The sequence below is a fragment of the Streptomyces sp. S.PNR 29 genome (genome assembly GCF_030386795.1).
GTDB lineage: Bacteria > Actinomycetota > Actinomycetes > Streptomycetales > Streptomycetaceae > Streptomyces.
Genome location: NZ_JANUQM010000007.1, coordinates 66805 through 84843, shown reverse-complemented (window position 1 = coordinate 84843; position 18039 = coordinate 66805). Strand labels below are relative to the sequence as shown.

The window sequence follows — 18039 nt, the reverse complement described above, 5'->3', positions numbered from 1 at the left end:
GCGTTCAGCGCCGGCGCAGGCGCAGGACCAGGGCGGCGCCGCCGGTGAGAACCAGCGCCGCGACCGCGCCGCCCGCCAGCAGCGGGGCCGACGGACCGTGACCGGCGCCGGTGGTGGAGGCCACCGGCGTGCTGTCGGGTGCGGTGCTCCGGTCCTGCCCCGCGGTGGTCGCCGGGGCCGGCGCAGAGGGCGCCGTCGTCGGCGCCGTCGTCCTTGCGGAGGCGGACGGCCTGCTCTTGGCCGGGCTCTTCGTCGCGGGAGGCGGAGCCGACGCCTTCGCCTCCGGGAACACCACGTCCGAGCACGAGTAGTACGTGTCCGGCGTACTGCTGTTCTGCCAGACGGTGAACAGCACATGGCGCCCCGTCCGGTCGGACGGCAGCGTCGCCCTGACGCGGTACGCCCCGTCCGTCAGGGCCGGGTCCTTGACCTCGGCGAAGGGTTGCTCCGGCAGGTCGGACCAGGTCAGCGGTTTCGCCGGGTCGTAGCCGGGCTTGGTGAGGTACATCCGGAACGTGCCGGTGTGCGGGATCGTCGAGACGTACCTCATCGTCAGCGCCGCGCCCGGGGCCAGCCGGGTCGACGGCCAGTCGGAGCGGGCCACGTCGAGGCCCTTGTAGGCGGGCAGGCCCCCGCTGCACAACTTGCCGTCCGGGATCGTCTGCCGGTCCCTGCCGTTGACGTTCGCGACCCTCAGGTTGTCCCAGGCCGTGAAGGGCGCGCCGTTCGCGGCGACGGCGGCGCGGCAGGCGGCGGAGCGGGCCGCCGCACCCCCGTCGGGGGAGCAGCCGTACACCCGGCTGACCGGATCCGTCGGTGCGCCGTGCGCCTGGGCCGGTGCCGCCGCCCACAGGATCGGCAGCAGAGGGCTGAGGGCGGTGGCCGCGAGGGCGGCGCGGCGGTGTGCGGTCATCCGGGGCATCCGGAACGTCTCCTCGGCCGGTGCGGGATTCGGTCTGCTCCCGTGCAGTACGGGAAGACGGCCCGGCGCGTTCAGCGCCCCGCGCCCCGGACCAAACCGGGCCAACCTCGGTCAACTCCCGTCCCTCAAGGGTGCGTTTCCGGTCCGATCGAGGGTTTCCCCTGTATCCGTATGACCTTCCCTTTGCCTATCGTTCGACCACAGCCGACCCACAGGTAACCCCGAACGGGTCCGCACCCCACGCCTGGCCGGCCATCGCCTCGCTCCTCGATTCACCCCCCGCCGCTTCGACGACGAAGCGAATCGACCGCCGCTCCGCGCTGCCCGGAGTACGGCACGAAAGGCAAGCCTGTGCGAACCTCCCCTTCTTCCGGCTCTTCCGGCTCTTCCGGCTCTTCCAGACGGAAGCTGATATCCGCCGCCGCGGTCTCCGCGGCGCTGCTGACGGCCGCCACCACCACGGCCGCCGTCGCCCAGGACATCCCCTCCCAGGAAGCCGCCGCCGTCCCCACGGCGCAGACCGAGGCCGCCCCCGGCGCCCCCGCCGAGCGCCTGATCGTCGGCTACAAGTCCGGTGCCGCCGAGGCCAAGTCCAACCGGGCCGCCTCCGCCGACGCCGAGGCCAAGGGCAAGGAGGCCGGCGAGAACCTCGACTTCCAGCGCCGCCTCGGCACCGGTGCCGCCCTCGTCGACCTCGGCGAGGACCTCACCAAGGCGGACGTCGCCGACGTGGTCGCCGAGTACCAGGCCGACCCGCAGGTCGCCTACGTCGTACCGGACCGTCTGAACCGGCCGATGGCCACCCCGAACGACACCGAGTACAGCAAGCAGTGGGACCTGTTCGAGACCACCGCGGGCATGCGGGTGCCGGGCGCCTGGGACCTCGCCACCGGCAGCGGCGTCACCGTCGCCGTCATCGACACCGGTTACGTCACCCACTCCGACCTCGGTGCGAACATCGTCGCCGGGTACGACTTCATCTCCGACGCGACCGTCGCCAACGACGGCAACGGACGCGACAGCAACCCGGCCGACCCGGGCGACTGGACCGCCGCCAACGAGTGCGCCCAGGGCGACCCGGCCTCCAGCTCCTCCTGGCACGGCACCCACGTCGCGGGCACCATCGCCGCCGTCACCAACAACAGCAAGGGCGTCGCGGGCATCGCGTACGGCGCGAAGGTCTCCCCGCTGCGCGTCCTCGGCAAGTGCGGGGGCTACGACTCCGACATCATCGACGCCATCACCTGGGCCTCCGGCGGCACCGTCTCCGGTGTCCCCGCCAACACCAACGTCGCCAAGGTCATCAACATGAGCCTCGGCGGCGGCGGCACCTGCTCCACCGCCACCCAGAACGCCATCAACGCCGCCGTGGGCCGCGGCACCACGGTGGTCGTCGCGGCGGGCAACAGCAACGCCAACGCGGCCAACTACTCCCCGGCGAGCTGCAACAACGTCATCAGCGTCGCCGCCACCGACCGGGCCGGCAACCGCTCCTACTACTCCAACTACGGCACGGTCGTGGACATCGCGGCCCCCGGCGGCGAGACCAACAGCACCACCGCCGACGGCATCTACTCCACGCTGAACTCCGGTGCCCAGGGCCCGTCCGGCGAGACGTACAAGTACTACCAGGGCACCAGCATGGCCGCCCCGCACATCGCGGGCCTGGCCGCGCTGATGAAGTCGGCGAACTCCTCGCTCACCCCGGCCCAGATCGAGTCGGCCATCAAGAGCAACTCCCGTGCCCTGCCGGGCACCTGCTCGGGCGGCTGCGGCTCCGGCCTCGCGGACGCCGCCAAGACCGTCCAGGCGGTGAAGGGCGGTACGAGCACGGGGACGACGTACTCCAGCACCACCGCCGTCGCCATCCCGGACAACGGCTCGGCGATCGAGTCCCCCATCGCCGTCAGCGGCCGCAGCGGCAACGCGCCGGCCAGCCTCCAGGTCGGCGTGGACATCACCCACACCTACCGCGGTGACCTGGTCATCGACCTCGTCGCCCCGGACGGTTCGGCGTACCGCCTGAAGTCGGCCTCCTCGGACTCCGCGGACAACGTGAACACGACGTACACGGTGGACGCCTCGTCCGAGACCGCGAACGGCACCTGGAAGCTGCGCGTCCAGGACACGGCCGCCCAGGACACCGGGACGCTCAACAGCTGGAAGCTGACCTTCTGAGCGACCGCGATATTTGACAGGCGGCGGGCCGGACGGTGCGAATGAGCACCGGCCGGCCCGCCGTCATTTTTTGTGTGCGGGCGTAAGATACCGAACAGCCCGTTTCGTTTTGGGTCGGCACGGGCAGCACGATTGACAAGGGCGGCCTGCGGTTCCGTCGGACGGTGAGTTATCGTGTACAGGGGGTTAGAAACAAACAGCACGTCCCGTACATTTTTTGGAGTGGTTCAACCGATGGCGAGGCAGTTACGCGCCGAGCAGACCCGCGCGACGATCATCACGGCCGCCGCTGACCTGTTCGACCGTCACGGCTATGAGTCGACCAGTCTGAGTGACATCGTGGAGCACGCCCAGGTCACCAAGGGTGCGCTGTACTTCCACTTCGCCGCGAAGGAAGACCTCGCGCACGCCATCATGGAACTCCAGTCCAGAGCCGCGCGCCAGTTGGCGAAAGAGGTGGACAGCCGGGGGCACTCCTCACTGGAAGCGCTGATGCGCATCACGTTCGGACTCGCGCGGCTGTCCCTCGAAGGTCCGATCCTGCGAGCCGGCCTCCGGCTCGCCACCGGGGGGATACCCGTGAAGCCGCCGCTGCGGCACCCCTTCACGGAGTGGCTGGAGATCGCCTCAAGCCGACTCCTCGGCGCGGTCAAGGAGTCCGACGTCCACCCGGACATCGATGTCGACGCCATCGCCCACTTCCTCGTCTCCTCCTTCGTCGGCACCCGCGTCGTGGGCCGCACCGTCGAACCCCTCGCCCGGCAGCCCCGCAGACTGGCCGAGATGTGGCACATCCTCGTCCGGGGCCTGGTGCCGGTCACCCGGCGGGCCCGTTATGTGAGCCTGGCGGCACGTCTGGAGAGGGAGACCGGGGGCGCCTGACCCGGTGGGTGCCCGGCGCCGCGTGTGCGCGCCTGCGCCGTGGTGGTGGCGCCGTCATGCGGTGAGGCGCTCGGCGATACGGTGAGGTGCATGTCCGACATCCCGTCCGCGTCCGTGATTCTCGGTGACGAGCCCGGTTCCTTCCCCCACAGCGTGCTGGCCGAGCGGCATCCCGCGATCGTCCGGCAGGTGCGGGAGGCCTTCCCCTACGGACCCGATCAGCACCGCGCGCTCGACGTGCTGCTGGAGAACTGCACCAAGGGCGAGATCGAACCTCTCCCCGCCGACGCGCACGACCGGGACCGCTGGGTGGCCTGGGGGATGGACGAGTACGCCGGCCGCTCCTGGTTCGACGTCCCCTGGCTCTGGTCCGAGAGCTACTTCTACCGCCGGCTCCTCGACGCCGTCGGCTACTTCGGCCCCGGCCCCTGGCAGGGCATCGACCCGTTCCGCCCCTCCAAGCTCGCCGAACTCGACGCCCCGGAGACGGACGAGGAACTCGCCGCACTCGACGGCCTGACCGGCCTGCCCGCCGAGGAACAGGCCACGGCCCTGCTGCACGGCTCCCTCTGGGGCAACCGCGCGGACCTCGGCTTCCGCCTCTCCGCGACCGGCGCCGACACCCCGGCCGACACCCCGCCCCTGGTCGCCGACGACAGCGAGCACCTCTGGTCGCTGCTGCCGCCCACCGGGACCTCCACCCTGTGCCTCATCGCCGACAACGCCGGCCGGGAACTCGTCCCCGACCTCCTCCTCATCGCCCACCTCCTGGCCCACGGCCATGTCCAGCGGGCCGTCCTGCACATCAAGCCCTACCCGTACTACGTCTCCGACGCCACCACCGCCGACGTGGTCGACGCGCTGCGCCGGCTGACCGGCGCCGGGGGAGCGGCCGCCGAGTACGGCCGCCTGCTGTGGTCCGCCCTGGCCGACGGCCGCCTCGCGGTCCGCGCGCACGCCTTCTCCTGCGCCCCGCTGCCGTTCGCGGAGATGCCCGGCGACCTCCGCCAGGAGTTCGCCGCGGCCACGGTCACCCTCGTCAAGGGCGACCTCAACTACCGCCGCCTGGTGGGCGATCGGCGGTGGCCCCCGACGACCCCGTTCCAGGACGTCACCGCCCACTTCCCCGGCCCGGTCGCCGCCCTGCGCACCCTCAAGTCCGACGTGATCACCGGCCTCGACGCCGGCACGGAGGCCGCTCTCGTCGCGGCGGAGGACCAGCGGTGGCGGACCAGCGGCACGCACGCGCTGATCCAGGTGCGGAGCTGACCGAGCGCCGCAAGGCTCACCCCACCCGCACCGGCAGTGACTTGAGCCCGTTGATGAAGTTCGACACCAGCCGCCGGGGCGGCCCGGCGGTGCGCAGGACCGGCAGCGCCCGCAGCGCCTCCCGGTACAGCAGCCGCAGTTGCAGCCGGGCGAAGTGGGCGCCCAGACAGACGTGCGGGCCGTCCCCGAAGGACACGTGCGGGTTCGGTGCACGGGACAGCTCCAGCCGGTCCGGGTCGGCGAAGGACCGTTCGTCGCGGTTGGCGGCGGCGTGGAAGACGACCACCTTCTCGCCGGCCCGGATCCGGCGCCCCGCCAGCTCGGTGTCCTGCGCGGCGGTGCGGCGGAAGGTGAGCACCGGCGGATGCCAGCGCAGCAACTCGTCCACCGCCGCGCCGAGTCCGTGCTGCCCTGCGCGCAGCCGGTCGTACGCCGCCGGATGCTGGGCCAGCGCCAGCAGTCCGCCGGGGGCGGCGCTGCGCACGGTGTCGTTGCCGGCCACCGTGAGCAGGAAGAAGAACATCTCCAGCTCGGCGTCGGCGAGTTCCGGTTCGTGGGCGAGCGTGGTCAGTACGTCGTCGCCGGGGTGCCGTCGCTTGTGCGCGGCCAGCTGCTGTGCGTACGCGAACATGTCCCGCAGCATCGCCGGTGACCGCGGATCGACCGGCCTGCCGGCCGCGTCCCGGACCAGAGGGTCGGCCTCGTCCGGGTCCTGGTAGCCGATGACCCGCCGCGTCCAGCCGAGCAACAGCCCGCGGTCGCTCACGGGTACTCCGAGCAGGTCCGTGAGGTTGAGCAGGGCGTAGTCGTCGGTCACCGCGGTGACCAGATCGACGGTGCCGTCCGCCGCGCGGGCCGCACTCACGGCCCGTGCGAACAGCGTACGGGCGCGCTCCTCGGCGACCGCCGCGAAACGGTCGACGCGCCCCGGCGTGAACGCCCGGCTGACCAGCCGCCGCAACCTGCCGTGTCCCGGCGGATCCTGGTTGAGCATCATGCGCCGGATGAACGGCAGGTCCTCCGGATCCGGGTCTCGGATCTGGGTGGCTCCGACGTACGACGAATACGTCGCCGCGTCCTTCAGTACGCGCACCACGTCCGCGTGCCGGGTCACCGCCCAGAATCCGGGCCCGGCCGGCCAGCCCAGCACCTCGGGCTCGTCCTGCCAGGCCACGGGGTGGTGGTCGCGCAGGACCCGGTAGGCGTCGTACGGCACCCCGGTGGCGTACCGGCGCGGATCGAACACGTCGGGAACCGGCACAGCCTCCTCCCGCAGCGTCACACCCGCTCGCCCTCGTCGGTCTTCCCGGCCTCGTCCGCGCGTAGGAAGTCCTCCACCGCCCTGATGAGCTCCAGTGGCGTCTCGTCCATCGCGTAGTGGCCGGCGCAGGGCAGCTCGTGCAGGGCGGCGCGCGGGTACCAGGTCATCCATGTGCCGCGCAGCAGGTCCGCGGAGAGGGCCGGGTCGAGCGCCCCGGCCACGGCGAGCGCGGGCACGGTCGCCCCCTCGACCCGGTCGTGGAAGTCCTCTCCGGCCCAGGAGTCCAGCCAGGCACGGAAGGCCTTGTGGTCACTGCACTCCAGCGAGCGCGCCACCATCCGGTCCAGCCACGCGTCCGGACGGCACCCGCCGGTGGTGATGTCGATGATGGCGCGCCGGTTCTCCGGCCGGTGCGCCGCGTCCGCGAACAACTGCCACTGCTCCGGCGGCAGCGCGAGGCCCGAGGCGGGCACGGGGGACACCCCGACGATCCGCCGCAACCGGTGCGGGGCCCGGGCCAGCAGCTGCTGCGCGACCGCCCCGCCCATCGAATGCCCCACCACCGAGAACCGGTCCCAGCCGAGCCGGTCCGCCAGCTCCACCAGATCCAGCGCCGCCTCCGCGGTGGTGTACGTGCCGACGGCATCCTTGGCCTGCCCGTAACCGCGCAGGTCCACCAGCGCGTAGGTGAAGGCCGCGCGGTCGAGGTCCGGCAGCACGGCCGCGTACGCGGTCCGGTCGGCGAACCAGCCGTGCACGGCGAACACCTTGTGGGCACCGTCGCCGTGCAGCTCATGGGGGAGCGTGAAGGAGGTCATGGGCACCACCGTGACGGGGGAGCGGGGCTCCGGCAAGAGCACGTGAGAGTGATCGTGCGCGGGGCGAGCCGCGGAGGCGGGCCGCCGCTGCCCCGGCCGCTCACACCACCCGCACGTCCTGCCACACCGGCCGATGGCCCGCCGCCGGTACCGTCGTCCCGTCCCCGACCGGCGAGGGGAGCGGATAGCCGGACCCGGGCCGGACAGATCCCGCATTCACCCTTGGTTCACGCGATGGTGTGATCATGTCCCGCGCCGCGGATGCCGCCGGAGGGCCACGGGTAGGGCCCGGCCATGACGCAGCAGCCCTTCGAACTCCCGCACTTCTACATGCCGCATCCCGCGCGGCTGAACCCGCACGTGGACGAGGCCCGCGCCCATTCGACGGCGTGGGCGCGCGAGATGGGCATGCTGGAGGGCTCCGGGATCTGGGAGCAGGCCGACCTCGACGCGCACGACTACGGCCTGCTGTGCGCCTACACCCACCCCGACTGCGACGGACCCGCCCTCTCCCTCATCACCGACTGGTACGTGTGGGTCTTCTTCTTCGACGACCATTTCCTGGACATGTACAAGCGCACCCAGGACCGGGCCGCCGGCAAGGCCCACCTGGACCGGCTCCCGCTGTTCATGCCGCTCGACCTGGGCACCCCCGTGCCGGAGCCGGAGAACCCGGTCGAGGCCGGTCTCGCCGACCTGTGGGCGCGGACGGTGCCGTCGATGTCGGCCGACTGGCGCCGCCGCTTCGCCGTCGCCACCGAGCATCTGCTCAACGAGTCCCTGTGGGAGTTGTCCAACATCAACGAGGGGCGGATCGCCAACCCCGTCGAGTACATCGAGATGCGCCGCAAGGTGGGCGGCGCCCCCTGGTCGGCCGGGCTCGTGGAGTACGCGACCGCCGAAGTGCCCGCCACCGTCGCCGGGTCGAGGCCGCTGAGGGTGCTGATGGAGACGTTCTCCGACGCGGTGCACCTGCGCAACGACCTGTTCTCCTACCAGCGGGAGGTCGAGGACGAGGGCGAGCTCAGCAACGGCGTGCTCGTCCTGGAGACCTTCTTCGGCTGCACCACCCAGGAGGCCGCCGACACCGTCAACGACGTCCTCACCTCCCGGCTCCACCAGTTCGAGCACACCGCGTTCACCGAAGTGCCCGCGCTCGCCCTGGAGAAGGGCCTCACCCCGGCCGACGTCGCGGCGGTCGCGGCGTACGCGAAGGGCCTGCAGGACTGGCAGTCCGGCGGCCACGAGTGGCACCTGCGCTCCAGCCGGTACATGAACGAGGGCGCCCTCGACGGACGCCGACCGGGCCTCGGCATGTCCGCCGTCGATGTGCGTGCCCTGCTCGCAGACGCCGGCGCCGAGCGGCTGCGCGCCTACACGCACGTGCCGTTCCAGAAGGTCGGCCCCTCGCGACTCCCCGACTTCCCCATGCCGTTCGAGCTCAGCCTCAACCCGGACCTCGACGGGGCACGCCGGCGCCTCGTCCCCTGGGCGCACCGCATGGGGATCCTCAGCGAGGGCGTCTGGGACGAGGACAAGCTCGCCGCCTTCGACCTGCCCCTGTGCTCGGCGGGCCTGGACCCCGACGCGACGCCCGACACCCTCGACCTCAGCGCCCACTGGCTCACCTGGGGCACCTACGCCGACGACTACTACCCCTTGGTGTTCGGTCACCGCCGCGACCTGGCAGCGGCGAAGCTGTGCACCGAACGCCTCTCGGCCTGCATGCCGCTCGACGGCGAGGCGCTGCCCGCACCGGTCAACGCCATGGAACGCGGCCTGATCGACCTGTGGACGCGTACGACCCCGGAGATGACCCCCGAGGCGCGGCGCGGCCTGAAGGATGCCGTGAACACGATGACGGAGAGCTGGCTGTGGGAGCTGTCCAACCAGCTCCAGAACCGCGTCCCCGACCCGGTCGACTATCTGGAGATGCGCCGCGAGACCTTCGGCGCCGCGCTCACCGTCAACCTGTGCCGGATGGGACACGGCCCGGCCGTCCCGCCCGAGGTCTACCGCAGCGGCCCCGTCCGCTCCCTGGAGAACGCCGCGATCGACTACGCGTGCCTGCTCAACGACGTCTTCTCGTACCAGAAGGAGATCGAGTACGAGGGCGAGATCCACAACGCCATCCTGGTCGTCCAGAACTTCTTCGGCTGCGACTACCCGGCCGCGCTCGGCGTCGTCCACGATCTGATGACCCAGCGCATGCAGCAGTTCGAACATGTGGCCGCACACGAACTCCCCGTGCTCTACGACGACTTCCAGTTGTCCGAGGAGGCGCGTGCGGCCATGCGCGGCTATGTGACGGACCTGCAGCACTATGTGGCCGGCATCCTCAACTGGCACCGGAACGTGCTCCGGTACAAGCCCGAGTACCTGGCGCGGCGCTCCCACGGTTTCCTCCCGGACCGACCGCCCGCCGTGCCCCTGCCCGGGCGCGCGGCCCTGTCCGTGTTCGGCTGACGCCCCGGGCCCGCCCCGAAGGGCTACCCGCCCTTGACCGCAGGTCAGTCTCACCCGTTCGTGGCTCGTCGGGCGGTGGCGCGGGGGGTAGGCACCAGGCGGAGGCGATCATGGAACACACTGCGTTGCGTCCCAAGCCGATGCCCGGCCGGGAGCCCGGATCCGGCACCCCCTCGGACCCCGCCCGGCGTCCGCACGCCGCGCACCGGCGCGGACGACGGCTCACGACCCTGCTGTTCGGCCTGTTCGTCGGGACGGTCCTGGTCCTCGCGGGGGCAGGCCTCGGCGCGGTGGGCGTCACGGCGGTTGGTATGAGCCGGCTCGCCGAACTGCACCGGCAGGAGGGGCGGGACCCGGCTCCGGGCGGCCCCTCCGCCGGCGCCGCCCCGTCCCGGCCGACCCCGTCACCGGCTCCCGCGGGTGCGACCCTCGGCGTGGAGGTCGTGGACGCGGAGAAGGCGGGCGCGCTGGTCGTGGGTGTCCACGTTCCCGGCCCCGGGTACGCGGCGGGTCTGGTCCGGGGCGACGTACTCCTCACTTTCGGCTCGACCCGTATCGACACGGCCGCCGACCTCGCACGGGCTGTCTCCCGGGCCCGCCCGGGAGCCGCCGTCAAACTGACGGTGCTGCACCGAAGCGGTGGCTACCAGCGGTTGTCGGCCGTTCCGGGCGTCGTCACGTGACCGTCCGGAAGTGGCTCGTGAGCCGGCCCCCGTCGTCCAGCACATGGAAGGCCAGTCCCACCGGAGCCTCCCGGTCCGCGACCTGCTCGCCCTCCCAGGGCAGCCGCAGCGTCCACGTCACACCGGGGCCGACCACCAGCGGCCGTCCGGCGAACGCGGTGGCGGCGGGCGTGTGCGCGTGCCCCGTGACGAGCCCCGCGATCTCGGGCCGGCGCTCCAGCAGGGCGGCCAGGCGGTCCGGGCGGCGCAGCCGGTACGCGTCAGGCAGCGGGTGGTGCAGTGCCGCCGGCGGGTGGTGGAAGGCGAGCAGGGCGGGGAGGTCGCCGTCGAGTTCGTCGAGGGTCGTCTCGATCCAGTCGTACGTCTCCTCGTCCAGCTCCCCTTCGTCGCTGCCCGGAACGCTGGAGTCGCACATCAGCACGGCACCGTCGTCGAAGACGTGCGCACTGTTGACGGGCCCCTCGGCCGTGGGCCGCCCCAGCAGGCCCTTGCGGTACGGGGCGCGGCTGTCGTGGTTGCCCGGGCAGGTCAGCACCGGGAACGGGGCGTCGCCGTCGCGCAGTCCGAGGATGCGCGCGGCCTCCTCGTACTCCGTCTCCGTGCCGTGGTCCGCGATGTCCCCGGTCACCAGCAGCGCGTCCACGGGCCCCGGCAGCTCCCACAGCCGGTCGCGCACCCGCTCGGCGCGCTCCGTCGCCCGGGCGCTTCCGTCCAGATGCAGATCGCTGATGTGTGCGAGTACGAGCACGGCGTACGCCTCCCGGAAGACCGCGTCCCCTGGCTGATCGTCTAATGGCCGATCGGCATCCAATCATTAGTTCTAATGGTTGGGCAACCGAATGCCGTTAGATGTGCCGCGAGTCGCCGCACAGGGGTGCTCGATCCACCCGGCCACCCTCGAAATGCCCTCGCCAATCGGCTCGCGCCGCCCCCTCCGGCCGGGCAGGATGCTGCCCGTAGTCCACTTCAGCCGCACTGGGAGGCCCGGATGACCGGCACCGCGCCCGCGCCCTTCACCGCCGACGACTACCGGGCCCGTATGGAGCGCGCCGCGCGGGCGGCCGCCGACGCGGGACTGGCGGGACTGCTGGTGGCGCCGGGGCCCGACCTCGTGTGGCTCACCGGCTACACGCCCACGGCGGTCACCGAACGCCTCACGCTGCTGGTCCTCGCCCCGGGCCAGGACCCCGTCCTTGTCGTGCCCACGCTGGAGGCCCCGGACGCCGGGAAGGCGGCCGGCGCACCCGCCCTGACCCTGCGCGACTGGACCGACGGCAAGGACCCCTACGCCGCCACCGCCGCCCTCCTCGACGCCTCGGGACGCTTCGGCGTCAGCGACAACGCCTGGGCGATGCACCTGCTGGGCCTGCAGAAGGCGCTGCCCGGCACCTCCTACGCCTCCCTCACCGAGGCGCTGCCGATGCTGCGCGCCGTCAAGGACGCGGCGGAGCTGGAGCTGCTGGCGGCCGCGGGAGCCGCCGCGGACGAGGTGTTCCAGGAGATCCGGAAGGTGCCCTTCGGCGGGCGCCGCGAGTCCGACGTCGCCGCCGACCTCGCCGGACTGCTGCGGCGGTTCGGGCACTCCCAGGTCGACTTCACCATCGTCGCCTCCGGCCCGAACGGCGCCAATCCGCACCACGAGGTCGGCGACCGCGTCATCCAGCGCGGCGACATGGTCGTCCTCGACTTCGGCGGCCTCAAGGACGGCTACGGCTCCGACACGTCCCGCACCGTCCACGTCGGCGAACCCACCGACGAGGAACGGCGGGTGCACGACATCGTGCGCGAGGCCCAGGAGGCCGGCTTCCGGGCGGTGCGGCCCGGCGCCGCCTGCCAGGACGTCGACCGGGCCGCCCGCGCGGTCATCGCCGACGCCGGATACGGCGAGTACTTCATCCACCGCACCGGGCACGGCATCGGCGTCACCACCCACGAGCCGCCGTACATGATCGAGGGCGAGGAGCAGCCCCTGGTGCCCGGCATGTGCTTCTCCGTCGAACCCGGCATCTATCTGCCCGGCCGATTCGGGGTACGCATCGAGGACATCGTCACGGTCACCGAGGACGGTGGCCGCCGCCTCAACAACACGGCACGCGAGATGGTCATAGTGGACTGAGCGACACCAGGAGCCCCTCAGCACTCACCACCCCCTTCCGGACTGGCGCGACCATGACCCAGGCACCGACACCCACCGCGGACACCGTCCGCCGACTGGTCCGTTCCCTGCTCAAGGAAGGCCCGGGCGGTACGGGCGACAGCTCCGGACCCGACGTCCGGCCCGTCGCCGAGGGCGCCGAGCCCGCCACGTGGTGGGTCGGCACCCGCCACGTGCTGCGCCTCACCCCCGACCGTGACGCCGCCGTGCGCCAGCGCCGCGAGCTGCGCCTGCGCGACCTGGTCCGCCCGCACGTCCCCGTCACGGTGCCGGCGAGCGTGGCCCACGGCGAGTGGGCGCCGGGGCTGGCCTACACGCTGGACACGAAGGTGCCCGGCGGCTCGGGCGAGGAGCACGACGTGTCCGCCGTCGGCGAGGCCGACCTGGCCGGGCTGCTCACCGGGCTGCGTGAGGTGCCGGTCCGCCAGGCCGAGGCCCTCGGCGTGCCGCGCGTCGCACCGCGCTCCCTGGAGGCGCTGCGCCGGGCCGCCGAACGCGCCGCGCGACGGCTCGCCCAGGCCGACGAGTTCGACCCGGCCAGGCTGACCCAGCTCACGCCGCCGGCGACGGTCCAACTCGCCGCGCAGCCCGGATCGGCGGTCCTCGTGCATCACGGCCTCACGGGCGAGCACCTCGTCGTCAGCGCCGACGGCCGGGTGCGCGGCGTCCTCGGCTGGGCCGACGCGGTCGTGGGCGACCCCGCCGAGGACATCGCCGGACTCGCACGCGCCGTCGGTTCCCCCGCCGCCGTTCGCGCCGCCACCCTCGCCGGCTACGGCGCCCGCCCCTGCCTGCGCGGCCTCTGGCTCGCCCGCTGCGACACCGTCATCCACCTCGCCGACGCCCTCACCGGCCGCACCACCGCCCCGCTGCCCCTCCTGCAGACCCGGCTCCGCCGCGCCTGGGAGGCGATCCTCCTCGAACGGGTCACGGAGCTACGGGACGACGAGGAGGACGACGCCCTCTAGCGTGCTCACGCCTGCAGGAGCACCACGCTCGACTCGCCGGGTACGTGCAGGACCCCGTCCGTGCCCGGTGCCTCGACGGGGTCCCAGGCGGCCAGTACGCGCGTGGCGCGGGTGCCCAGCGGGATCGCCGCCGGATGCTCGCCGAGGTTCACGGCCACGCGGACGTCGCCACGCCGGAAGGCGAGCCAGCGTTCCTCCTCGTCGTACGCCACCTTGGTGTCGGCGAGGTCGGGATCGGTGAGGTCCGGCTGCTCGTGCCGCAGGGCGATGAGGTGGCGGTACCAGGCCAGCACGCGCGCGTGGGGCTCCCTCTCGCGCTCCGACCAGTCGAGGCAGGAGCGGTCGCGGGTCGCCGGGTCCTGTGGGTCGGGCACGTCCTCCTCCTTCCAGCCGTGCGCGGCGAACTCCCGCCGCCTGCCGCGCCGTACCGCCTCGGCGAGTTCCGGATCGGTGTGGTCGGTGAAGAACTGCCACGGTGTGCCCGCCGCCCACTCCTCGCCCATGAACAACATCGGCGTGAAGGGCGCCGTCAGGGTCAGGGTCGCCGCGCAGGCCAGCAGACCCGGTGAGACCAGGGCCGACAGACGGTCCCCCTGGGCGCGGTTGCCGACCTGGTCGTGGGTCTGGCTGTACCCCAGGAGCCGGTGCCCGGCCACCCGGTTGCGGTCCAGGGGGCGGCCGTGGCGGCGGCCCCGGAAGCTGGAGTACGTGCCGTCGTGGAAGTAGCCGCCCGTGAGCGTCTTGGCGAGCGCGGCGAGGGGAGCGCGCGCGAAGTCGGCGTAGTAGCCCTGGGACTCGCCGGTGAGCGCGGTGTGCAGGGCGTGGTGGAAGTCGTCGTTCCACTGCGCGTGCACGCCCAGGCCGCCCTCCGCGCGCGGGGTGATGATCCGCGGGTCGTTCAGATCGGACTCGGCGACCAGGAACAGCGGGCGGCCCACCTCGGCGGCCAGGGTGTCCACAGCCGTCGACAGCTCCTCCAGGAAGTGGCACGCGCGCGTGTCGGCCAGCGCGTGCACCGCGTCCAGGCGCAGCCCGTCGATCCGGTAGTCCCGCAGCCACGCCAGCGCGCTGCCCACGAAGTACGCGCGCACCTCGTCGGAGCCGGGCGCGTCCAGGTTCACGGCGGCGCCCCACGGAGTGTGGTGCGTGTCGGTGAAGTACGGGCCGAACACGGGCAGGTAGTTGCCGGACGGACCCAGGTGGTTGTGCACGACGTCGAGGACGACGCCCAGGCCCAGTTCATGGGCCCGGTCGACGAACCGCTTCAGTGCCTCGGGCCCGCCGTACGGCTCGTGCACCGCCCACAGCGAGACCCCCTCGTACCCCCAGCCGTGCGTCCCGGGGAAGGGGCACAGGGGCATCAACTCGACGTGTGTGACGCCCAGTTCCGCAAGGTGCCCGAGCCGCTCGGCGGCCGCGTCGAGGGTGCCCTCAGGCGTGTACGTGCCCACGTGCAGCTCGTACAGGACCGCGCCGGGCAGCGGACGTCCCGTCCACTCGCTGCGCCACTCGTACCGTGCGTGGTCGACGACCGCGCTCAGCCCGTCCGGGCCGTCCGGCTGCCGGCGCGAGCGCGGGTCGGGCCGCACGGGACCGTCGTCCACGGCGAATCCGTACCGCGATCCGTCGTGCGCCTCCGCCTCCCCCCGCCACCATCCCACCCGCTCGGGATCACGCTCCAACGCGCGCGTGACGCCGTCGCACCGGAGCGTCACACGGTCGGCCTGCGGTGCCCACACCTCGAACTGCACGGACGGTTCCCCTTCGTCTGTCACCGTGATGTCGCCCCGTCCATGGTGCTTCAAACGAGATCGATCCGCCGGTGAATCACGCTGTGCGGCGGGGCGTGCTCTTCCTTTTCGCGGCAGGTGTCTTGAGGTACGCGCGCGTGGCGGCTGTTTTCCCGCTTTCTGGACACCCCGGCGCTCCTGACCGACAATCACCTCCGTGACGTCGTCCTTCGAGTTCAACACGTACCCCGCGCGGCTCTCCGACGCGGAGCGCGACCAGGCGCTGAAGGTGCTCCGTGACGGCGTCGCCATGGGCCGGCTGTCACACGACACCTTCATCCGCCGGATGGAGCTGGCGCTCGCCGCCCGCCGCTCCGACGAGCTCGCCGCGCTCACCGCCGACCTGCCCACGGAGAACCGTCTGTCGCGGCTGGTGTTCGGCACCGTCGAGGCGGTCTCCGGCTTCACCGTACGGCTGCGCAGGGCCTGGCAGGCCGAGCGGCTCCCCAAGCTGCTGCTGCCGCACCCCGGTGCCGGGCACCCGCTGCGCATAGGCCGGGACCCCGCCAACGGGCTGCGTCTGAGCCACGAGACGGTCTCCCGCGTACACGCCGAACTCAGCCGCCAGGGCGGCATGTGGGTCCTCAGGGACCTCGGCTCGACCAACGGCACGACGGTCAACGGCCGGCGGGTCATCGGCGCCGCCGTCGTCCGCGAGGGCGACCAGGTCGGCTTCGGCCGGATGACGTTCCGGCTGGCGGCGAACTGAGCCGGACCTTAGCTCTGGCCTGGGTATTACGCCGTGTTGGTTCCGTGGAATGGCTGAAATGCCTATCCGTCTCACGGTGTTGACGTACCCCCGAAGTCGTGACTGACTGTGCGTACACCACGCACTCCGGGTGAACCGACGGCACCGCATTGTGGAGGTGTGCCCTGCCACCACTCCTCCGCTACCCGACCGTCGACGAGCTGGGCGCCCGGGCCGCCGCGCTCGCCGCCCGCCACCCCCGGGACACCCGGCTGCGCCGCGTCGGCACCTCCCGCGCGGGTGCCCCCCTGTGGCTGCTCTCCATCGGTCACGGCAGCCGCCAGGCCCTCGTCGTCGCCGGACCGCACGCCAACGAACCGGTCGGCGGCGCCACCGCCCTGCGGCTGGCCGAACGCGCCCTGGCCGACCCCCGGCTCACCGAGGGCGCCGACGCCACCTGGAACCTGCTGCTGTGCCTCGACCCGGACGGCCTGCGCCGCAACGAGGGCTGGCTCGCGGGCCCGTACACCCTCGGTCACTACGTCCGGAACTTCTTCCGGCCCGGCTTCCTGGAGCAGCCCGAATGGCTGCCCGAGGGCGCGGCAGGCGCCGCCCTGCCGGAGACCCGCGCCCTGCTCGGCCTCCAGGACGAACTGCGGCCCTTCCTCCAGTGCTCGCTGCACGGCGTCGACGTCGGCGGCGGCTTCGTCGAGCTGACCCACGACCTGCCCGGCCTTCCGCAGCGCGTCGCGCACGCAGCGGCCCGCCTCGGCATCCCCCGCGAGCTCGGTGCGTACGACGCCCTGTACTGGCCCGTCCTGGGGCCCGCCGTCTACCGGATCCCGCCGCCGCGCCCGGGCGACCTGGCCGCGGCCATCACCGAGGCCGCCGTCGAGTCGACGTGGTGCCACCCCCGCCGGCACGGCACCGTCACGGCGGTCGTCGAGGCGCCCATGTGGGCGGTGACAGCCGTGGAGGACGGCTCGGCGCCCACGGACCGGGACGCGGTGCTGCGCACCGTGAGCCGCACGCTGCGTCACGACACGGCGGTCCTGCGGCGCATCCTCGCGCGGATCCGGCCGCACCTCGCCGCCGCGCCGGACGCGGCCCACCTTCTCCAGCCGGTCGACGACTACCTGATGGTCTGCCCGGGACTCGCCGACGCGTGGGACCCGGACACCGGCGGTGACGCCGGGCACCCCCTGCCGCCGCTGACCACCGCCCACCTGGTCGCCCTGCGCATCGCCGGGCGGCGGCTGGCGCTGCGGACGGCCGGGCTGCTGCACCAGCTGGTGGCGGGCGCCGGCGACCCGGCCGGCGCGCTGCCGGAGCTGGACCGGCTCGTCGACGAGTGGTGCGCCGACTACCGCGACGGCTGCGCGGCCCGCTGGATACCGGTCGCGCGCCAGGCGGAGTACCAGGCGCGGGTCGTCCTCGCCGTGTTCGATCTGGCCGGGCGGCACGCGTCCGCGTGCTCCCGTTCGGGTGAGCCGGGCTGGGGAAGCCAGGCCGCCGTGCCGATGCATCGGGAATGACGCACACCACCACAGCGAGAGCGGTACGGAGCGGTCTGCTGGCGGCGGCCGCCCTCCTCCTCACCTGCGCCACCCCGGCGCCGGCGACCGCCGATGACGCCCTCGGGGACAACTGGTTCTACCTGACGGTCACCCAGGGCGACGCCAAGTCCGCCGGCGCGCGCAGCGCCCTGCTGCAGTGCGACCCGCCCAAGGGGCACTCCCGCGCGGAGACGGCGTGCGCGGAGCTCGGCGCGGCGGCCGGCGACATCGCCGCCATCCCGCGGAAGGACGGCTACTGCCCGACGATCTACGCCCCGGTCACCGCCCACGCCCGCGGGAAGTGGCGGGGACAGCCGGTGGAGTACCGGCAGACCTTCTCCAACGCGTGCATGATGGCGGCCCGGACGGGATCGGTGTTCGCGCTGGACAGCTGAAGCCGACC

The 18039-nt window shown here is 72.8% G+C and carries 15 protein-coding genes; 10 read left to right on the top strand and 5 right to left on the bottom strand.

Annotated features, from left to right (window positions below; translation table 11 throughout):
* Window positions 1–4: 4 nt before the first annotated feature.
* Entirely contained in the window at window positions 5–922 is a 918-nt protein-coding gene (locus tag NW895_RS20020; RefSeq protein WP_289937106.1) for a lytic polysaccharide monooxygenase, read from the bottom strand.
* Between the two features lie 351 nt (window positions 923–1273).
* On the opposite strand from NW895_RS20020, the gene NW895_RS20015 reads away from it, so the two are divergent.
* From NW895_RS20015 to NW895_RS20005, 3 genes are all read left to right on the top strand, one after another.
* Window positions 1274–3100 (top strand): S8 family serine peptidase, encoded by a 1827-nt coding sequence (locus NW895_RS20015; RefSeq protein ID WP_289937105.1) that lies wholly within the window; start codon window positions 1274–1276, stop codon window positions 3098–3100.
* 234 nt (window positions 3101–3334) lie between these two features.
* Window positions 3335–3982: a ScbR family autoregulator-binding transcription factor gene (locus tag NW895_RS20010; RefSeq protein WP_289937104.1), complete on the top strand. Its 648-nt coding sequence runs from the start codon at window positions 3335–3337 to the stop codon at window positions 3980–3982.
* Window positions 3983–4072: 90 nt separating this feature from the next.
* Window positions 4073–5251 (top strand): damage-control phosphatase ARMT1 family protein, encoded by a 1179-nt coding sequence (locus NW895_RS20005; protein ID WP_289937103.1) that lies wholly within the window; start codon window positions 4073–4075, stop codon window positions 5249–5251.
* A 16-nt stretch (window positions 5252–5267) separates the two neighbouring features.
* Here the strand turns inward: NW895_RS20005 and NW895_RS20000 are convergent, their stop codons facing one another.
* Together NW895_RS20000 and NW895_RS19995 are read right to left on the bottom strand one after the other, a co-directional pair.
* Complete coding sequence (locus NW895_RS20000) at window positions 5268–6533, bottom strand: cytochrome P450 (protein ID WP_289937102.1); 1266 nt, start codon at window positions 6531–6533, stop codon at window positions 5268–5270.
* Window positions 6530–7330 (bottom strand): alpha/beta hydrolase, encoded by an 801-nt coding sequence (locus NW895_RS19995; protein WP_289937101.1) that lies wholly within the window; start codon window positions 7328–7330, stop codon window positions 6530–6532. The genes NW895_RS20000 and NW895_RS19995 overlap by 4 nt, the downstream gene beginning before the upstream one ends.
* Window positions 7331–7624: 294 nt before the next feature.
* On the opposite strand from NW895_RS19995, the gene cyc2 reads away from it, so the two are divergent.
* Window positions 7625–9796, top strand: coding sequence for a germacradienol/geosmin synthase Cyc2 (gene cyc2 / locus NW895_RS19990; RefSeq protein WP_289937100.1), 2172 nt, complete (start codon window positions 7625–7627; stop codon window positions 9794–9796).
* 110 nt (window positions 9797–9906) lie between these two features.
* The gene (locus NW895_RS19985) at window positions 9907–10479 is read left to right on the top strand and encodes a PDZ domain-containing protein (RefSeq protein ID WP_289937099.1); all 573 of its coding nucleotides are present in this window, start codon (window positions 9907–9909) and stop codon (window positions 10477–10479) included.
* On the opposite strand, the gene NW895_RS19980 is transcribed toward NW895_RS19985, so the two are convergent.
* Complete coding sequence (locus tag NW895_RS19980) at window positions 10472–11227, bottom strand: phosphodiesterase (protein WP_289937098.1); 756 nt, start codon at window positions 11225–11227, stop codon at window positions 10472–10474. The genes NW895_RS19985 and NW895_RS19980 overlap by 8 nt on opposite strands.
* A gap of 240 nt (window positions 11228–11467) precedes the next feature.
* On the opposite strand from NW895_RS19980, the gene NW895_RS19975 reads away from it, so the two are divergent.
* Both NW895_RS19975 and NW895_RS19970 read left to right on the top strand, forming a co-directional pair.
* Complete coding sequence (locus NW895_RS19975; protein WP_289937097.1) at window positions 11468–12595, top strand: aminopeptidase P family protein; 1128 nt, start codon at window positions 11468–11470, stop codon at window positions 12593–12595.
* Window positions 12596–12648: 53 nt separating this feature from the next.
* Complete coding sequence (locus NW895_RS19970) at window positions 12649–13602, top strand: aminoglycoside phosphotransferase family protein (RefSeq protein WP_289937096.1); 954 nt, start codon at window positions 12649–12651, stop codon at window positions 13600–13602.
* 5 nt (window positions 13603–13607) lie between these two features.
* Here the strand turns inward: NW895_RS19970 and treZ are convergent, their stop codons facing one another.
* The gene (gene treZ / locus NW895_RS19965) at window positions 13608–15353 is read right to left on the bottom strand and encodes a malto-oligosyltrehalose trehalohydrolase (RefSeq protein ID WP_289937095.1); all 1746 of its coding nucleotides are present in this window, start codon (window positions 15351–15353) and stop codon (window positions 13608–13610) included.
* A 196-nt stretch (window positions 15354–15549) separates the two neighbouring features.
* On the opposite strand from treZ, the gene NW895_RS19960 reads away from it, so the two are divergent.
* From NW895_RS19960 to NW895_RS19950, 3 genes are all read left to right on the top strand, one after another.
* Complete coding sequence (locus NW895_RS19960) at window positions 15550–16101, top strand: DUF1707 and FHA domain-containing protein (protein WP_289937094.1); 552 nt, start codon at window positions 15550–15552, stop codon at window positions 16099–16101.
* A 149-nt stretch (window positions 16102–16250) separates the two neighbouring features.
* Window positions 16251–17615, top strand: a complete 1365-nt coding sequence (locus NW895_RS19955; protein WP_289937093.1) for a M14 family zinc carboxypeptidase — start codon at window positions 16251–16253, stop codon at window positions 17613–17615.
* Window positions 17612–18031, top strand: coding sequence for an SSI family serine proteinase inhibitor (locus NW895_RS19950; RefSeq protein WP_289937092.1), 420 nt, complete (start codon window positions 17612–17614; stop codon window positions 18029–18031). The genes NW895_RS19955 and NW895_RS19950 overlap by 4 nt, the downstream gene beginning before the upstream one ends.
* The last annotated feature ends 8 nt before the right edge of the window (window positions 18032–18039 follow it).